Below are 16,916 nucleotides of genomic sequence, written 5' to 3' on the forward strand. Positions count from 1 at the left end.
CCTATGAAAGTATTTTTAAACCCACGGTGCAACCAATGATAAGAGCAATCAAAAAAAGCTTTAAAAAGCTTTTGCTTTCTTTATAAAAAAGCACCCCTATGATAACCCCACCTGCAGTTCCAGCTCCTGTCCATATAGAATAAGCCACACTCATAGCAATGCTTTGCATACTAAGGCTTAAAAATCCAAATGAAAAAGCAAAACACACTATCAAAGCTAAAAGATAAAGCTTATTTTTAGTGCTTACAAGTTGTTTCATGATAATCACACCAAAAATTTCAAAAGCAGTCGCTAAAAATAAAAAAAACCATTCCATTATTTAGCTTCCTTGCTAATGATTTTAAGGCCTATGATACTTAAAAGCAAAATGGCTATTAAAGCAAGCTTAGTAATGGAAGTTGGCTCATTGAAAATAAACATCTCATTAAGCACCACACCAACCGTGCCAATACCTACAAAAACACTATAAGCAATACTTACTTCAAGTCTTTCACAAGCTTTTAAAAAACATGTAAAAGATATACAAACCCCAATGGCTGTTAAAACATAATGCCAAATTTCAGTAGAGTATTTTAAACCACTCACCCAAAAACACTCAACCAAACCACCCAAAATAACCATAAACCAACCAAAATTAGAGCTTATTTTTGTTCTTTCTATCATAATCTACCTTTTTTTAAAAGCGCAAATTATAACTAAAATTACAAAACAATAAGCTCTATAAAGTTAAATTTTCTTACTTTCTACCTCTTTTAATATAGATTGAGAGATGTTTCCTACGGCTTTGGTAGCTTCGTTTGTAAAATTAGCGATTTCTACATTTTCCTTTGTAACATCTTCTAAATTAACTATAGCATCATTAATCTGTGTAATACTTTGAGTTTGCTCTTGCATTGATATAGAAACATCATTAACACTTTGAACTAAAATATTAACATTAGCCTCTATCTCTCCTAAGCTTTTTTCTGTTTTTTCAGCTAAATGACGTACCTCATCAGCTACCACTGCAAACCCTCGTCCATGCTCACCCGCACGAGCTGCTTCAATAGCTGCATTTAAAGCTAGTAAATTGGTTTGATCTGCTATATCTTTAATTACATTCACAATTTCTTTGATATTTTCAGCTTGTGTTACCACTTCTTTTGTTTTATCTCCCACATTTTGCATAGAAATATTGATCTGATCTACCGCGTGTATTGATTTTTCAAGTGATTGAGATTGAGAGTGTGTCCCATCTACTAATTTTTGCATAGATTCTTCTAGTTTTACACTTTGCAAAGTTAGTTCTTTTGCAAAAGTAGAGGATGAAATAAGCATTTTTTTAATTTCATCACCTAAAACATTTGTTGTAATTTCTACATTACCTTTTGCGTTTTGAACCTGAATAGAAAAATCTAATGCCTTATAACTTTCAAGCACTCTATCAAGTTCATTGATATTAGAACCTATTTTTTCTTCTAAAACTTTTAACATACCATTTAAAATATTTTTCAATTCTATAAGTTGAGGGTTAATAGGATTTTTATCTAATCTCACTGATAAATTTCCAAGTTCAATTTCTTTAACTTTTTGCACACTTTCAGAAACTGCTTCTTGGTCTTTATGTAAATTGTTTTGAATGCTTACAATACTTTCGCTAATCTCACGAGCAATAATTGCAAATTCATCATTTCCTTTAAGATCTATTTTTATTAAATCCATTTTCTTTTTATAATTTAAGCTATCAAAAAAACTTTCTAAAGTATTTTTGATCACTATAATTTTTTTAAGAAAATAATCTATCATACCACCCAATATAGCTATAATTATCAATACAAATATTACTCCAAAAATAATTTGAGTTATCAAGAGCTTATCAAAAACCTCATCATAATCTTTTAAAGAATTCGCAGAACACAACATCATTTCATTTACAGTATTTATACATACTGCTGCACGCTGATCACCTTTTAAAGTATACTCGATCAAATTTGTTGGCTCATTTGGGATTAAACTTGCAACACTAATAAACATTTTTATCGCATTTGCTATTTCAGTCTCTTTGTTTAAATCAATATACCCAGAAGAATGAGCAATTAAGTTTCCATTACTATTAATTAAAAAAACACTGTTGCTTGGAGTTATTTTTAACTCCTCAAAAGCTTTTCGCATATCATCAAGAAAAATTTCACCTGCTAAAACACCTATAAATTTTCCATCTATTTCTATGGGAGCTGTTATAGATACAACCATTTTTTTGGTTACTACATCTTCAAAAGGATCTGAAATATTGATTTTTCTAGTATCCTTTGTGAGTTTATACCAAGATCTTACTCTAGCGTCAAAACCATCTTTTTCTTGATTTAAAATAAAATGCTTACCTTTAGAATTAATATCAACATCAATCAAACTACCATCTTTTTCATATCCTACATAAATAGCTGTAAAAGAATGTAAAGAAAAAATATATTCTAAAAATTGAGCCACATGCTCTTTGTCTGTATTTTTACCAGCTACAATACTTTCAGATATTCTCTCAATACTTTCTTTTCTTGAATTAAAATAAAGCTCAGCAAAACTTTTTCCGTTTTTAACACTTTCTTGCTTACCATGAGTAATACTTTGTAAAATATCTCTTTTAGAAGAATGATAATTTATACCTACAAAAATTCCAAAGCCTGTAAGCAAAATTAAGGCCGTAAGTATAGATATTCTTCTTGCAATAATAGTTTTAAACATTAATAAACCTCCAAATTTGTCATAAATATACAAACATTGTAATGTAATTATTAAAAATTTCTTAGTATTTATTAATAAATTAATTTAAAAAATAAAAATTTGTTTTAAATTTGCACATTTACTAATATAAATTAATATTTATTTAATTTATATTTAATATAATAGTCAGTTTACAAAAAAAGGAGAATATATGAAATTTTTAGCAGGTAGCAAAAAGGCTTTATTGGTATTAGCTAGTTTAGCTTTTTTAACAAGCAATAATACTTTTGCAAAAGATTTTGAACCTATTATCGTTATACATGGTGGAACAAGTGGCTTAGGACTTACTAAAGAAGAATTTGCTAAAAGAGAAAAAGTAATGAAAGAATCTTTAAAAGCAGGTCAAAGCATACTTGAAAAAGGTGGAAGCTCGGTTGATGCGGTTATAGCTGCCATTAAAGTCATGGAAGATAGTCCCGAATTTAATGCTGGAAAAGGCGCTGTTTTTACTTCTGATGGATTTAACGAACTTGATGCATCATTAATGGATGGAAAAAATTTAAAAGCAGGTGCAATTGCTATGGCTAGGACGATTAAAAATCCTATCGAAGCAGCAAGACTTGTTATGGAAAAAACACCCCACACTTTAATAGCGGGCGAAGGTGCTGATAAATTAGCCAAAAAACATGGTTTAGAAATAGTAGGACAAAAATATTTCTTTACAGAATATAGATACAAACAGCTTCAAGAAGCTAAAAAAAGCAAAGAAGTTTTATTAGATAGTGATAAAGCAAAAGCTCATCTTGGTGTAAGTACTGAGCCATATTTAGGCACAGTAGGTGCAATAGCTTTAGATAAAAACGGCAACCTAGCAGCAGGTACAAGCACAGGTGGTACTACAAATAAAATGACAGGACGCATTGGGGATTCTCCTATCATAGGAGCAGGAAACTATGCAAATAATGACTCAGTAGCGATTTCTTGCACAGGAACAGGCGATATTTACATAAGAGTAGCTGCAGCTCATGAAGTTGCGTCTTTGTATAAATACAAAAAACTTTCGGTACAAAAAGCAGCCGAAGAAACTATCAAACAAGTAGCTAAACTTGGCGGCACAGGTGGAATCATCTCTATAGATAAAAACGGAAAAGTTGGCTATGCTTGGACTAAAGATAAACTTGGAATGTATCATGGACAAGCAAAAATCGGCGAAGAACCAAAAGTATTTTGGCCACTTGGAAAATAATTAGCGTAACTTAACTTTTTTAACGCCTCGAAGTTTAAAAATCTTTGAGGCTCCACTCTCAAAAAACTTTTCGTCTATTATTTTATCTGCATTTTGCATAGCCCATTTTTCATCAAATTTTTTTCCATGAAGATTTGCAGAAGTAGAATAAAGCCAATCAAACTCTTTTAAAAATTCCTCATGAGCACAATCTTTCACGACGCGTATTGCTTTAGAATTAGGATATAAAAAAGTAGTTTTTTTGGATTTTCTAATAGTGTTTTTAAAATGATTTGGCACTCTTGTAAGTTTTTTAAGCTCGCTAAATTTAGCTGTGGTAATCAAACAATCTTGGCTTAAAGGCCTTTTTTTTAAAGTATTAAGGGCTTTTAAGTCCTTGCTTAAAAACCCTGCTGTTGTATCAGTTTGAGCAAGATAAATCATGCTTTTAAGTATTCTTGTAGGCTCTTTACTTCAAGGCATGATTTATTTTGTATAGCTTTAATCGCTTTAGCACCTGCATACGCTGCTCTTAAGTTTGTAAAATATGGAGTTTTAAAGCGTAAAATATTTGCTCTGATTTTTTTAGTATCACCTTTAAAACTATGCTCATCGCTTGTATTAATGGCAAGTTGAATTTGAGAATTTTTTAACTTATCCTCTACATTTGGGCGCCCTTCAGAAATTTTATGCACAAACTCACACTCCAAACCTGCTTCTTGTAAAATTTTATAAGTACCACTTGTGGCAATGATTTTAAATCCTAGCTTAATGTATTCATTAGCTAAATCTACTGCATATTTTTTATCTTGCTCTCTTAGTGATAAAAATACATTGCCATTTTCTGGTAAGAAATTTGAAGAAGCAAGTTGGCTTTTTGCATAAGAGTTTTCAAAGTCTTTGCTTACCCCCATAACTTCGCCGGTTGAACGCATTTCAGGTCCAAGCTCAAGGTCACTTCCGCTAAGCTTTGCAAAAGGAAATACTACTGATTTTACACTAATGTGTTTTGGTTTTTTAGCTCTTAAAATTCCGTTTTTTTCTTCTACCACTTTAAAGGTATCATAAAATTTCAAACTTTCTCTTAAATTTCCTTGCCACATCACGCGTGTTGCAACCTTAGCTAAAGGAATTCCTGTAGCCTTACTTACAAAAGGCACAGTTCTACTAGCTCTTGGGTTTACTTCTATCATATAAAGTTTATTATCATGGATAGTAAATTGTATATTTAAAAGCCCTACTACACCTAAATTTAAAGCAATATCTTTTGTTTTTTGCTCAATCATTTCAAGCATAGCTTCATCAATATTTACAGCAGGTAAAGAGCAAGCACTATCGCCTGAGTGAATTCCTGCTTCTTCAATATGCTCCATAATACCTGCTACATAAACTTCTTTTCCATCACTTATCGCATCTACATCAAGTTCGGTTGCATTGTCTAAGAATTGATCGATTAATACCGGAGATTTATCACTCACATCTACGGCTTCTTGCATATAAAGTCTAAGCTCGCTCTCACCATGCACCACACGCATTGCACGACCACCCAAAACATAGCTTGGTCTAACAAGCACAGGATAACCTATCTCATTTGCTTTTATAATCGCTTCTTCAACGCTTATAGCTGTGCCATTTTTAGGTTGATTTATGCCTAAATCTTCGATAAATTTAGCAAATTTCTTTCTATCTTCAGCTAAATCTATCACCCTTGCACTTGTTCCTATGATCTTTGCTCCAAAAGCACTAAGGCGTTTTGCAAATTTAAGTGGAGTTTGACCACCAAAATGCACTATCACCCCATCTGGTCTTTCTCTATCAATAACTGCTCTTAAATGCTCAAAATCAATCGGCTCAAAATATAAAATATCACTTGTATCATAATCTGTTGAAACCGTTTCTGGATTACAATTATACATTATAGTTTTTACGCCCATATCTTTTAGAGCAAAAGAAGCATGCACACAAGCATAATCAAACTCAATGCCTTGTCCTATGCGGTTTGGCCCACCACCTATAATCATCACTTTTTTATCTTTTTTATCTTTACTTTCTTTTACTTGTGTAGCTTCATTTGCATTAATACTTGAGTATAAATACGGAGTTAATGCTTCAAATTCGCCCGCACAAGTATCTACTTCACTATATTGAGCGATGATTTTATGTTTAATTCTTGCATAATAAATATCATTTTGGCTTAACTCAAGATTATCTTTTTGATTAATCAAGCTAGCGATTTTTTTATCTGAAAAACCTAAGGTTTTAGCTTTTCTTAATAGTTGTTTATTGCTTAAAATATCCATATCAATTTGATTTTCAAATTCCACTATTTCTTTGATTTGATTTAAAAACCAAGGATCTATTTTACAAAGCTCAAAAAGCTCTTGTGTGCTAAAACCTTCTCTAAAAGCTTGTGCTATATAAAGTAAACGTTTTTCATTAGCTTGGCGAATTTTTGCCAAAAGCTCATTTTTATCACATTCTATAGTATCAAACCCACTTAAATTTCTCTCAAGCGAGCAAAGTGCTTTTTGAATACTTTCTTTAAAAGTTCTCCCTATAGCCATAACCTCGCCCACACTTTTCATAGCAGTGCCTAGCTCTGTGTTTGCATTTGGGAATTTTTCAAAAGTAAAACGAGGAATTTTAGTTACGATATAATCAATTACTGGTTCAAATGAAGCAGGAGTTCCTGTGATATCATTTTTAATCTCATCTAAACTAAATCCAACCGCTAAAAGCGTAGCTACCTTAGCTATAGGATAACCAGTTGCTTTACTAGCTAAGGCTGAAGATCTTGAAACCCTAGGATTCATTTCAATAACTATCATTCTACCATTAGTTGGATTGATAGCAAATTGCACATTTGATCCGCCTGTATCTACTCCGATTTCTCTTAAAATAGCAAAAGAAGCATTACGCATTGCTTGGTATTCTTTATCAGTCAAAGTTAAAGCAGGAGCTATAGTGATAGAATCACCCGTATGAACTCCCATAGGATCAACATTTTCAATAGAGCAAACGATAATACAATTATCATTTTTATCTCTAATAACCTCCATTTCGTATTCTTTCCAACCAAGCAAGCTTTCTTCGATTAAAATTTCATGGATAGGGCTTAGCGCTAAAGCAGTATTTGCAAGTTCTGCAAACTCATCCATATTATACACTACACCACTTCCTGCACCACCTAAAGTAAAAGAAGCCCTAATCATCAAAGGAAAACCAATCTCATCAACAGCTTTTAAAGCCTCTTCATAATTATACGCATACATAGATTTTGGCAAATCCATGCCAATTTTTTTCATACATTCTTTAAAAACTTGTCTATCTTCGCCTTTTTTTATCACTTCAGGATTTGCACCTAAAAACTTGACATCTGCAAGCTCGCCACTTTCATAAACTTCCATAGCAACATTCAAAGCAACTTGGCCACCCATAGTAGGTAAAATCGCATCGATTTTTTCTTTTTTGATAATACTTAAAATACTTTCTTTAGTAATTGGTTCTATGTAAGTTGCATCAGCAAATTCAGGATCTGTCATAATCGTAGCCGGATTAGAATTGATCAAAACTACTCTATAACCTAGCTCTTTTAGAGTTTTTGCTGCTTGAGTTCCTGAGTAATCAAACTCACAAGCTTGACCTATAACGATAGGCCCACTGCCTATTAATAATATATTTTTTATATCTGTTCTTTTTGGCATGTATTTTCCTAAGCTGAATTTTTAGCCAAATTATAACAAATATAAGTTTTTTAGAAGTTGAAATTTTTAAAATAAATAAGTAAAAATTAGTTTTCTACCATATAAAAATAACTTGGTATTTTCATTTTAACATAAGGTTTAACATAAGCATTTTGATAAGCACCCTCTTCTTCTATTTTAAAAATTTCTCCCACCGGAATTCCTGAAAAGAAAATCTCATCTAAACCGCTTGTATAAACCTTATCACCCATTTTAAGCTCAAGCCATTTAGGAATATATTTAACTAAAACATAATCATTTCTTCCATGAGCTATACCTGGTGCTTGTTCCTTACCTATGTATACGGAAAAAACACACTCTTCATCACCTTGCAAAAGACCCAAGGCTCTACCATTTTTTTCTATGACTATACCTGCTGTATAACCATTATAAATTAAGCCTTTGATTTTTCCTTTATAATCAACATCAAGCCAAACCTTATGATAATCACTAATTTGCGCATAAGAAGTTGCTTTAACTAAACTCACATTAGGATAATAAAAACTTGAGTTTTTATCGCTTAAAATATTATTTAACTCATTAGCAAAGTTTTTCATATAGATATTATTTTTTTCAAGCTCAGCATTTCTTTCTCTTAAAGTTCTAATTTCTTCAGCTTGGTTAAAATGTTCGTTGAATTTGTTTTTTAAAAGATCAATACTTTGAGAAAATTGATTAACAATAGCAATATTTAAATCTAAAACATTTCGTTTTATTACATCTCCATAATAAAACGAAATAAATACTAAAAAAGATAATATTAAAACGCTAAGAATTTTACTCTTCATTCGTTAGCTGGTGTAATAATGAAATTTCTTCTAAAGCTTTACCTGTACCTTTTGCAACTGCTAAAAGTGGCTCATCAGCTACATATACCGGAAGTTTTACAATTTCAGATAAATATTTATCAAGCCCGCGTATTAAAGCTCCGCCTCCTGTTAAAACAACACCATTTTCAACAATATCAGCTGCAAGATCAGGCGGCATCATTTCAAGAACGATTTTTAAAGCATCAGCGATTTCTTTTAAATGTTCGCGCATAGCTTCTCTTACATCTTCACTTGTTAGTTCGATTCTATTTAACAAGCCTGTTACTTGATCACGCCCTTTAACCACCATAGAAAGCTCTTTTGGAAGTTGAACTGCTGAGCCTATTGCGATTTTAATTTCCTCACCCGTTCTTTCACCTATGACAAGGTTGTATTTTTCTTTTACATAATTTACTATACTAGTATCAAGTTTATCGCCAGCTGTGCGGATAGATTTTGAAATCACAAGTCCACCCAAAGAAGTAACGCCAATTTCAGTTGTACCACCACCAATATCTACCACCAAGCTCCCTTGAGGCTCTCTGATTGGTAAATTTGCACCAATAGCTGCTGCCATAGGCTCTTCTATCAAAAATACTTCTCTAGCACCCGCACTTAAAGCACTTTCTCTAACTGCTTTTCTTTCAACTTGAGTTAAACCATAAGGTACTGAAATGATAATTCTAGGTCTTAAAAAAGATTTTCTTCTATGAGTTTTTTCTATAAAATAACGGATCATTTTTTCAGTCATATCAAAATCAGCAATCACACCATCTTTCATAGGACGGATTGCTTCGATATTACCTGGGGTTTTTCCTACCATTTCCTTAGCTTCTTTTCCAACAGCTAAAATTTTAACCCTACCATATCTTTCACGCTCTACTGCAACAACCGAAGGTTCATCAATCACTATACCTTTATCTTTTACCAAAACTAAAGTATTTGCGGTACCTAAGTCAATCCCCATATCACTTGAAAAAAATCCAATTATTTGATCTAAAATCATTCTCAGCCTTTAACTTTTTTATTTTTTATAAATAAAGGTTTTGCACCTTCTTTGATCACTTCTTTAGTAATTACTATGCTATATCCATTATACTCTGGCAAATCAAACATCAAATCTACCATCATCTCTTCAATAATACTTCTTAAACCCCTAGCTCCTGTTTTACGCTCTAATGAAAGCTTAGCAATCTCTCTTAGTGCTTCATCTTCAAATTTTAATTCCACATTATCAATAGCAAAAAGTTTTTGATATTGTTTAATAATAGCATTTTTTGGCTCTGTCAAAATACGCACCATACTTTCTTCATCAAGTTCTTCTAAAGAAGCAAGCACATGCAATCTTCCTATAAGTTCAGGAATAAGCCCAAAATGCACTAGATCATCAGGCTCTAATCTTTGAAGCAAGGCTTCTTTTTCATCCTTTTTATCATCAGTAAAAAATCCCATGACATTATCGCCTAGTTTTCTTTTAATGATATCACTAATACCATCAAAAGCTCCACCGCATACAAATAAAATATTAGTCGTATCTATTTGTATAAAGTCTTGATTTGGGTGTTTTCTACCACCTTTTGGCGGAATATTTACTAAAGATCCTTCAATGATTTTAAGTAAAGCTTGTTGCACACCCTCACCACTCACATCTCTTGTAATAGAACGATTTTCACCCATTCTTGCGATTTTATCTATCTCATCGATAAATATAATCCCTTTTTGGGCTCTTTGCACATCTCCATCAGCAGCTTGTAAAAGACGAGTAAGAATATTTTCAACATCTTCTCCCACATAACCTGCTTCGGTTAAAGAAGTCGCATCGCAAATTGCAATAGGCACATCTAAAAATCTAGCTAAAGTTTGCGCTAACAAAGTTTTTCCACTTCCTGTTGGGCCTACTAATAAAATATTTGATTTTGCTAATTCTGTATCATCATCTTCTAAGTCAGATCTAAAAAGTCTTTTGTAGTGATTATACACACCTACACTAAAGATTTTTTTAGCTCTATCTTGTCCGATGACATATTTATCTAAATATGCTTTTAATTCTTTAGGGGTTATATCTTTAAAATTTTCTTTATCAACTTCTTTATTTTTTAGCTCTTTTTCCTCTCCAAAGAAAATATTGCAAGCACTTTCAGCACAATACTCACATATAAAGGCATTATTATAATCATTTACTAAAATTCTTCTTTCACTTGTTTCTATTTCATTGCAAAAACTACATCTTTTAACCATGGTTTTTTTCCTTATATATAGGAATTCCTCTTTTTGTTTCTAAGATAAAATTACACATTTTTTTCACATTTTCACTAGAAGTATTTTCTAGCAAACTTAAAGCATTATCTTTTAAATTTCCTTGTCTGAATAAAAATTTAAAAGCCTTGCTTAAAACATCCACTTCTTCTTTATCAAAGCGTCTTCTAATGCCTACTAAATTCAAGCTTCTAATGCTTGCACGATTTCCCTCAGCCAAACAAAATGGCACCACATCTTGAGAAAGTGCGCTAGCACCTGCTATCATACACCCTTCTCCTACTTTTACAAATTGATGTATTGGAGTAAGCCCACCTACCACAGTATAATCTCCAAGTTCTACATGGCCTGCCAAAGTAGCATTATTTGCTAAGATGATGTGATCTCCCAAAGAACAATCATGCGCAATGTGCGAATAAGCCATGATAAAAGCATTATCGCCTATCCTTGTAAAGCCATCGCCTTTGGCTGTACCTGAGTTAATAGTAACAAATTCTCTAATAACCGCGTTCTTTCCTATAATAACACCTGAGTTTATCTCATCTTTATAAGATATATCTTGCGGGATATCTCCAACTATAGCGTAAGAAAACACTTTCGAATTCTCACCTATAGTTACATTAGGTAAAATTCTTGCACCTTGTTTGATGATAGTATTTGCGCCTATGTTAGCATTTTTACCAACATAAGCATAAGCTTCTACTACAACATCATCTGCTATAATAGCTCCATCTTCTATAACTGCACTTGGATGAATTTTGCTCATCATTTATCTACTATCATAGCTTTAAGTTCAGCTTCTGCAACTAATTGTCCATCTACAAAAGCTTTTCCTTGGAAAATCCACATATTTCCACGATTTTTTACTACACTCATTTCATAATCAAGTCTATCGCCAGGACGCACTGGATTTCTAAATTTTGCATTATCAATGCCTGTAAAATATACTACCTTAGTACTTGGATCTACTTTATCATCCATACTTTCAAATGCTAAAACCCCTCCAGTTTGCGCCATACCTTCTAAAATTAACACACCTGGATAAATTGGATGATCTGGGAAATGCCCCATAAAAACATGATCGCTTATACTAATATTTTTATAACCTCTAACAATTTCTTTGTTTTTTAATTCTACGATTTTATCTACAAGTAAAAATGGATACCTATGCGGTAAAATTTTTTGAATTTGCATTACATCTATCATAAATTTAGCCTTAAAATATATTCAAAATTCAGATTTTACAAAAAAAATATTAATAAATTAATTAAGTTTTATAACTTCACAATCTTTTCTTTGCTATCAAAATAAATTTCACTTTTTGCCATAAATTCATAAGCACCTTTAATAATATTTTCAACAATAATTACCGGTGAAAGATCATAAGCACCAAAATGCTTTTGTCTTATTTTGATTTCTTGCTCTATTTTTAAAGGATTTTGTAAAAAATCTTCGTAATTTTTAAATCGCATTTTACATAAGCTATTAAAATAATCAAAACTCCATAAATTAATCTCATCCTTTGCACTTTTATAATGCTTTAAACCCTCATCTAAAATACTAAATTTAGTGTAAGAATTTTTAAAATGTGAGTAAAATAAAACATGAGTTTTTATAGCTTGTTTATTTTGTTTTATCAAAGCTCTTAACAAACGATAATTTAAAAATTTCTCCCTTTGAATTTCAAATTTAATGCCTTTTTTTTCTAAACTTTTTACTTGGTTATAAAATTTGATTTTTTCCTCTATACTTGAAGGCAATATTTGTTTATTAATAGGACTCATAAGCTCATCTATAAAAGCTTTTTGACCCTTTTGTTTAGAAAGTGCATAAATGCATCCACAATAATTTTGATGATAAAGCATATCTTGCTTTGCTAGGGCAAATTGTCTTTGCGTGCCTCCATTTTTTCTAAAATCAGGTGCTAAAAACTCTATGCCAAATTTATCACATTCTTTTTGTAATGCTAATTTTAATTGCTCTAAATCTTTTTTAGGAGATGTTAAAAGAGTTGTTGTAAGTTTTTTTTCTCCTATTTTTTGGGCAAATTCAACACTTTTATGCATTCTAAAATCAAAACAAATTTGACATCTTGCACCTTTTTCAGGCTCATCCTCATAACCCTTTACACTCTCAAGCCATTTTTCATACTCATATTCACCCTTATAAAGTTTAATGCCTAGTTTATCACAACTGCGTTTAACATCTAAAAATCTAAGCTCATGTTCACTGTATGGATGAATATTTGGGTCATAAAAATACCCGATGATTTTCTCATCAGGATAGGCTTTGCTTAATTCTTGTATAAAATAATGACTATCCACACTACAACAAATATGAACTAACATAATTCTTTTAACACCTTAAAAGCATGATCTTTTGCTTTTACATTTTTATAAATTTTTGTGATATTTCCTTCCTCATTAATTACAAAAGTAGATCTTATAAGCCCTTCATACTCTTTTCCATAATTTTTCTTTAAACCCCAAGCGCCATAAAGTTTACAAATTTCCTTTTCAACATCACTTAATAAAGTGTGTTTTAAATCATATTTTTTTATAAAATTTTCATGTGATTTCACACTATCTGGACTAACACCTATAATCACAGCATTTTGCCCTAAAAAATCATCATAACTTTGACTAAATTCACAAGCTTGTGTAGTACAACCTGGGGTATTATCTTTTGGATAAAAATACAAAATAATTTTTTTACCCAAAAAATCACTTAGAGAAATTTTAACCCCATCTTGATTTAAAAGTTCAAAAACCGGAGCTTTATCACCAATTTGTAATTCTTTCATTTTTTACCTTTCAATCTTAATTTTTCTACACTTTCACCACCAAAAGCAATATTATATGGTTCAATATCTTCTAGCATTATGACTATATTTTGCTTTGGCTTATTATATTTTGTATGCAAAAGCTCTGTAATATCTGCTATCAACTCTTCTTTTTGCGCTTTGCTAAATTCTGGTTTAGCAAGTTTGATATTAATAATAGGCATTGTTTTTCCTTGCTTTAAATAAAGAATTTTACTATATTCTAGCAATTATTAGTATATTTTTGATAAAATTAGTTTTATTTTCAATAAAGGCTTACTCATGATTAGGGCAAAAAAAATTTGGATGGATGGAAAAATCATTGATTTTGATGATGCGAAAATTCATGTTTTAACACATTCATTACATTATGCAAATGCAGTTTTTGAAGGAACAAGAGCTTATAAAACACAAAATGGTTTAGCAATTTTTAGATTAAAAGAACACACCAAAAGACTTTTAGAGTCTGCAAAAATCACTTTAATCAACTCGCCTTTTTCTCAAGAAGAACTTGAAAATGCGCAAGTTGAACTGTTAAGAGCAAATGATTTTCAAAATAACACTTATTTGCGTCCATTGATCTTTTTGGGTGATGGAACTATGGGAGTTTATCATGCTAAAGCTCCTGTGAGAGTGGCTATTGCTGCTTGGGAATGGGGTGCTTATTTGGGCGAAGAAGGCTTAGAAAAAGGTATTAAGGTTAAAATTTCTTCTTTTGCTAGAAATAGCGTAAAATCTAGCCTAGGCAAAGCCAAAGCAAGTGCAAATTATTTAAATTCTCAAATGGCTAAATATGAAGCTATAGAAGCAGGATATGAAGAAGCTTTAATGCTTGATGAAGAAGGTTTTGTAGCAGAAGGAACAGGCGAGTGCTTTTTTATGGTTAAAGATGGAAAATTAATCACACCACCAAATGATTTTTCATTAAAAAGTATCACTCAAGATACTGTTTTAAAAATTGCACATGATTTGGGTATAAGCGTAGTGCGCCAAAGAATTTCAAGAGATGAAGTTTATGTGGCTGATGAAGCATTTTTCACAGGAACTGCAGCAGAAATAACTCCGATAAATAATATTGACGCAAGAATTATAGGAAATGGAAAAAGAGGTGAGCTAACAACAAAGCTCCAAAATGCGTATTTTGATATAGTTTATGGACGCAATGAAAAATACGCTTCTATGCTAACTTATATTTAACAAAGGAACTAAATGCCAGCTGATTTGAATGATTATTTTAACAAAAAAAACAATCAAAACAACAATAAGCAAAATTTAAATTTCAAAGCTCCTGAATTTAACTTCAAAGGTTTTGGAAAATTTTCTCCATTAATTTATAGTGCGATTGCGATTATTTTAGTTTTTGCACTTTTTAAACCTTTTGCAATAGTTAATTCAGGAGAAATGGGGATCAAATCTACCACGGGTAAATACAGCCCTACTCCGCTTGAACCAGGACTTCATTTTTTTATGCCAGTATTGCAAAAAATCACTATAGTAGATACTAGAGTAAGACAAATTAATTATGCTTCTATTGAAGGCGTAAATGAAAATTTACAAATAGGCTCAGGAGTTGTAAATAAAAATAGTATTTCGGTACTTGATTCAAGAGGTTTGCCTGTATCTATTGATGTAACCGTTCAATATAGATTAAATCCTTTGCAAGTTCCTCAAACCATAGCTACTTGGGGGCTTAATTGGGAAAATAAAATCATTGATCCGGTTGTAAGAGATGTGGTAAGAAATGTGGTAGGTCAATATACCGCAGAAGAGCTTCCAACAAATCGTAACACCATAGCCGTGCAAATTGATCAAGGCATTAGAAAAACTATAGAAAGTCAACCAAATGAGCCTGCTGAGCTTCAAGCAGTTCAGCTTAGAGAGATCATCTTGCCTATAAAAGTAAAAGAACAAATCGAAAGAGTACAAATTGCCAAACAAGAGGCTGAAAGAACTAAATACGAAGTAGAAAGAGCTAACCAAGAAGCACTTAAAAAAGCAGCTTTAGCTGAAGGGGAGGCAAATGCAACCATCATTAGCGCTAAAGGTAGAGCAAGTGCGGTTAAAATAGAAGCTGATGCGCAAGCATATTCAAATAGAGAAATAGCAAAAAGTTTAAATAATCCTTTGCTTGATTTAAAACAAATTGAAACTCAAAAACAGTTTAACGAAGCACTTAAAGTTAACAAAGATGCCAAAATTTTCTTAACACCTGGTGGAGCTGTGCCAAATATTTGGGTTGATAGTAAAGATAGCAAAAGAACAAGCTCGGTAGCAAACTAAAATTAAAGAGTGATAATGAACGCCCAGCACATTCGAGAGCAAATGATTTTTTATACCACTCATTTGCACTTGATTGATTTTTTACTAATGGCTTTGGTTATATTTTTTTTCATTATCACTTTATTTATTGCTTTAATTATTAGAAATAAACCTGCCTTTGCTTTTACGGTTATTTTTTTAGGAATTTTATGCTCAACTAGTATTGCGTATTTAGGATATTTTTTAATTGATACTAAAGTTAGATCAAGAATAACCAGCTTAGATAATGCTCAATTTTTTGTATACGACAACTCGCTCAGCGTTGATTATAGCTTAACAAACACTTCTAAAAAAAGTTTTAAATATTGTAAATTAAAAGTAGAAGTCTTTAAAAAAAGTGATGATAATAGCACTTTTAAAAATTTATTACACACTATAAAACCTCTAAGAAGCAAATCTACCATTATAGAAAAAACAATAAACCCCAACCAAACTATTAATTTAAAAACTAAATTTTCCGATTTTAAAGAAGGTCAAAAATTTGACATCGAAATTCATTCAAAGTGTTTTTAAATGGGATATTTTACTTTTTTTCATATTCTAATCATTTTCATTATGCTAGCTTCTACAGGTTTAACTTGGGTTTTACTTTACTTAAAAGTTCAAAATAAAAAATATATGATTATTTTTTGCATAGTGAGTTTTATACTCGCCTTGATTTTGACCATTTCATTGCTATTAACTATAGATCAATATACCAAAAAAGCAAGTTTGAGTAATTTTTCAACCTACAGACGCTTAGCAACAGAAAGTATTATAGTCAAAGGTAGAATTACCAACGATACTAATTTTAAGCTTTCAGAATGTTTTTTAGAACTTAGAATAATCGATGACAATAAAAAACATGAAGTAAGTGGTGAAATTTTTAATCAACAAAATTTTGATAGTATCAAAAGAGCAAGCCAACAACAAAGAGATGCTTCATATAATATTAATATCGCAAAAAATCTACCAGGGCATACTTATAAAGATTTTTCATTTGAAGTGGGGTTACCACCTCATTTTCAAAGTTATAAAATTTTTAAACAATTAAAATGCAAATAGGA

General features: G+C 31.5%; 17 protein-coding genes and 2 pseudogenes. 5 read left to right on the forward strand and 14 right to left on the reverse strand.

Annotation, left to right across the window (positions count from 1 at the left end; translation table 11 throughout):
- Position 1: 1 nt before the first annotated feature.
- The 4 genes and pseudogenes from CAMP18497_RS02955 to CAMP18497_RS08330 form a co-directional block, all read right to left on the reverse strand.
- A complete protein-coding gene (locus tag CAMP18497_RS02955) occupies positions 2-316 on the reverse strand; it encodes a DMT family transporter (RefSeq protein WP_337212423.1) in 315 nt (104 codons plus the stop codon).
- The gene (locus CAMP18497_RS02960) at positions 316-663 is read right to left on the reverse strand and encodes a DMT family transporter (protein WP_337212424.1); all 348 of its coding nucleotides are present in this window, start codon (positions 661-663) and stop codon (positions 316-318) included. The genes CAMP18497_RS02955 and CAMP18497_RS02960 overlap by 1 nt, the downstream gene beginning before the upstream one ends.
- A 63-nt stretch (positions 664-726) precedes the next feature.
- Positions 727-1,125 (reverse strand): annotated as a pseudogene (locus tag CAMP18497_RS08325) (methyl-accepting chemotaxis protein); the annotation flags it as partial.
- A gap of 933 nt (positions 1,126-2,058) precedes the next feature.
- A pseudogene (locus tag CAMP18497_RS08330) lies at positions 2,059-2,718 on the reverse strand (cache domain-containing protein); the annotation flags it as partial.
- Between the two features lie 190 nt (positions 2,719-2,908).
- Between CAMP18497_RS08330 and CAMP18497_RS02970 the strand changes: the two are divergent.
- Positions 2,909-3,943: an isoaspartyl peptidase/L-asparaginase family protein gene (locus tag CAMP18497_RS02970; RefSeq protein WP_263677332.1), complete on the forward strand. Its 1,035-nt coding sequence runs from the start codon at positions 2,909-2,911 to the stop codon at positions 3,941-3,943.
- On the opposite strand, the gene CAMP18497_RS02975 is transcribed toward CAMP18497_RS02970, so the two are convergent.
- From CAMP18497_RS02975 to CAMP18497_RS03020, 10 genes are all read right to left on the reverse strand, one after another.
- A complete protein-coding gene (locus CAMP18497_RS02975) occupies positions 3,944-4,366 on the reverse strand; it encodes a Sua5 YciO YrdC YwlC family protein (protein WP_337212426.1) in 423 nt (140 codons plus the stop codon).
- Positions 4,363-7,626 (reverse strand): carbamoyl-phosphate synthase large subunit, encoded by a 3,264-nt coding sequence (gene carB / locus CAMP18497_RS02980; RefSeq protein WP_337212427.1) that lies wholly within the window; start codon positions 7,624-7,626, stop codon positions 4,363-4,365. Before carB ends, CAMP18497_RS02975 begins: the two co-directional genes overlap by 4 nt.
- An 86-nt stretch (positions 7,627-7,712) precedes the next feature.
- On the reverse strand, positions 7,713-8,453 hold the full coding sequence (mreC, locus tag CAMP18497_RS02985; RefSeq protein ID WP_337212428.1) for a rod shape-determining protein MreC: 741 nt from the start codon (positions 8,451-8,453) through the stop codon (positions 7,713-7,715).
- Positions 8,443-9,480, reverse strand: coding sequence for a rod shape-determining protein (locus CAMP18497_RS02990; RefSeq protein ID WP_012662095.1), 1,038 nt, complete (start codon positions 9,478-9,480; stop codon positions 8,443-8,445). The genes mreC and CAMP18497_RS02990 overlap by 11 nt, the downstream gene beginning before the upstream one ends.
- Before the next feature lie 2 nt (positions 9,481-9,482).
- The gene (clpX, locus tag CAMP18497_RS02995; RefSeq protein ID WP_039619273.1) at positions 9,483-10,712 is read right to left on the reverse strand and encodes an ATP-dependent Clp protease ATP-binding subunit ClpX; all 1,230 of its coding nucleotides are present in this window, start codon (positions 10,710-10,712) and stop codon (positions 9,483-9,485) included.
- Positions 10,705-11,496 carry an acyl-ACP--UDP-N-acetylglucosamine O-acyltransferase gene (lpxA, locus tag CAMP18497_RS03000; RefSeq protein WP_337212460.1) on the reverse strand — a complete coding sequence of 264 codons (792 nt, stop codon included), beginning with the start codon at positions 11,494-11,496 and terminating at the stop codon, positions 10,705-10,707. Before lpxA ends, clpX begins: the two co-directional genes overlap by 8 nt.
- The gene (fabZ, locus tag CAMP18497_RS03005; protein ID WP_263728649.1) at positions 11,496-11,936 is read right to left on the reverse strand and encodes a 3-hydroxyacyl-ACP dehydratase FabZ; all 441 of its coding nucleotides are present in this window, start codon (positions 11,934-11,936) and stop codon (positions 11,496-11,498) included. Before fabZ ends, lpxA begins: the two co-directional genes overlap by 1 nt.
- Before the next feature lie 68 nt (positions 11,937-12,004).
- A complete protein-coding gene (locus CAMP18497_RS03010) occupies positions 12,005-13,078 on the reverse strand; it encodes an epoxyqueuosine reductase QueH (RefSeq protein ID WP_257942018.1) in 1,074 nt (357 codons plus the stop codon).
- On the reverse strand, positions 13,072-13,533 hold the full coding sequence (gene bcp / locus CAMP18497_RS03015; protein ID WP_263684011.1) for a thioredoxin-dependent thiol peroxidase: 462 nt from the start codon (positions 13,531-13,533) through the stop codon (positions 13,072-13,074). The genes CAMP18497_RS03010 and bcp overlap by 7 nt, the downstream gene beginning before the upstream one ends.
- Positions 13,530-13,736, reverse strand: a complete 207-nt coding sequence (locus CAMP18497_RS03020; RefSeq protein ID WP_039619281.1) for a tautomerase family protein — start codon at positions 13,734-13,736, stop codon at positions 13,530-13,532. Before CAMP18497_RS03020 ends, bcp begins: the two co-directional genes overlap by 4 nt.
- Positions 13,737-13,833: 97 nt before the next feature.
- Here CAMP18497_RS03020 and ilvE point away from each other — a divergent pair, with 97 nt between their 5' ends.
- The 4 genes from ilvE to CAMP18497_RS03040 are packed head-to-tail and all read left to right on the forward strand — an operon-like array spanning position 13,834 to position 16,914.
- A complete protein-coding gene (gene ilvE / locus CAMP18497_RS03025; protein WP_012662102.1) occupies positions 13,834-14,748 on the forward strand; it encodes a branched-chain-amino-acid transaminase in 915 nt (304 codons plus the stop codon).
- Positions 14,749-14,760: 12 nt separating this feature from the next.
- Complete coding sequence (locus CAMP18497_RS03030; protein WP_039619283.1) at positions 14,761-15,831, forward strand: prohibitin family protein; 1,071 nt, start codon at positions 14,761-14,763, stop codon at positions 15,829-15,831.
- A gap of 15 nt (positions 15,832-15,846) precedes the next feature.
- Positions 15,847-16,383 (forward strand): DUF2393 family protein, encoded by a 537-nt coding sequence (locus CAMP18497_RS03035; protein ID WP_337212429.1) that lies wholly within the window; start codon positions 15,847-15,849, stop codon positions 16,381-16,383.
- On the forward strand, positions 16,384-16,914 hold the full coding sequence (locus tag CAMP18497_RS03040; RefSeq protein ID WP_263677342.1) for a DUF2393 domain-containing protein: 531 nt from the start codon (positions 16,384-16,386) through the stop codon (positions 16,912-16,914).
- Positions 16,915-16,916: the final 2 nt, after the last annotated feature.

This window comes from Campylobacter sp. W0066.1, from assembly GCF_024723635.1.
Lineage (GTDB): Bacteria > Campylobacterota > Campylobacteria > Campylobacterales > Campylobacteraceae > Campylobacter_D > Campylobacter_D lari_C.

What these genes read in the sequence shown, in the direction of transcription:
- ilvE (WP_012662102.1), top strand. Translation starts at nt 13,834, where the DNA reads ATGATTAGGGCAAAAAAAATTTGGATGGATGGAAAAATCATTGATTTT.
- CAMP18497_RS02960 (WP_337212424.1), bottom strand. Translation starts at nt 663, where the DNA reads ATGATAGAAAGAACAAAAATAAGCTCTAATTTTGGTTGGTTTATGGTT.
- CAMP18497_RS02990 (WP_012662095.1), bottom strand. Translation starts at nt 9,480, where the DNA reads ATGATTTTAGATCAAATAATTGGATTTTTTTCAAGTGATATGGGGATT.
- CAMP18497_RS03030 (WP_039619283.1), top strand. Translation starts at nt 14,761, where the DNA reads ATGCCAGCTGATTTGAATGATTATTTTAACAAAAAAAACAATCAAAAC.
- clpX (WP_039619273.1), bottom strand. Translation starts at nt 10,712, where the DNA reads ATGGTTAAAAGATGTAGTTTTTGCAATGAAATAGAAACAAGTGAAAGA.
- CAMP18497_RS02975 (WP_337212426.1), bottom strand. Translation starts at nt 4,366, where the DNA reads ATGATTTATCTTGCTCAAACTGATACAACAGCAGGGTTTTTAAGCAAG.
- CAMP18497_RS02955 (WP_337212423.1), bottom strand. Translation starts at nt 316, where the DNA reads ATGGAATGGTTTTTTTTATTTTTAGCGACTGCTTTTGAAATTTTTGGT.
- CAMP18497_RS03020 (WP_039619281.1), bottom strand. Translation starts at nt 13,736, where the DNA reads ATGCCTATTATTAATATCAAACTTGCTAAACCAGAATTTAGCAAAGCG.
- bcp (WP_263684011.1), bottom strand. Translation starts at nt 13,533, where the DNA reads ATGAAAGAATTACAAATTGGTGATAAAGCTCCGGTTTTTGAACTTTTA.
- CAMP18497_RS03010 (WP_257942018.1), bottom strand. Translation starts at nt 13,078, where the DNA reads ATGTTAGTTCATATTTGTTGTAGTGTGGATAGTCATTATTTTATACAA.
- carB (WP_337212427.1), bottom strand. Translation starts at nt 7,626, where the DNA reads ATGCCAAAAAGAACAGATATAAAAAATATATTATTAATAGGCAGTGGG.
- CAMP18497_RS03035 (WP_337212429.1), top strand. Translation starts at nt 15,847, where the DNA reads ATGAACGCCCAGCACATTCGAGAGCAAATGATTTTTTATACCACTCAT.
- fabZ (WP_263728649.1), bottom strand. Translation starts at nt 11,936, where the DNA reads ATGATAGATGTAATGCAAATTCAAAAAATTTTACCGCATAGGTATCCA.
- CAMP18497_RS02970 (WP_263677332.1), top strand. Translation starts at nt 2,909, where the DNA reads ATGAAATTTTTAGCAGGTAGCAAAAAGGCTTTATTGGTATTAGCTAGT.
- CAMP18497_RS03040 (WP_263677342.1), top strand. Translation starts at nt 16,384, where the DNA reads ATGGGATATTTTACTTTTTTTCATATTCTAATCATTTTCATTATGCTA.
- lpxA (WP_337212460.1), bottom strand. Translation starts at nt 11,496, where the DNA reads ATGAGCAAAATTCATCCAAGTGCAGTTATAGAAGATGGAGCTATTATA.
- mreC (WP_337212428.1), bottom strand. Translation starts at nt 8,453, where the DNA reads ATGAAGAGTAAAATTCTTAGCGTTTTAATATTATCTTTTTTAGTATTT.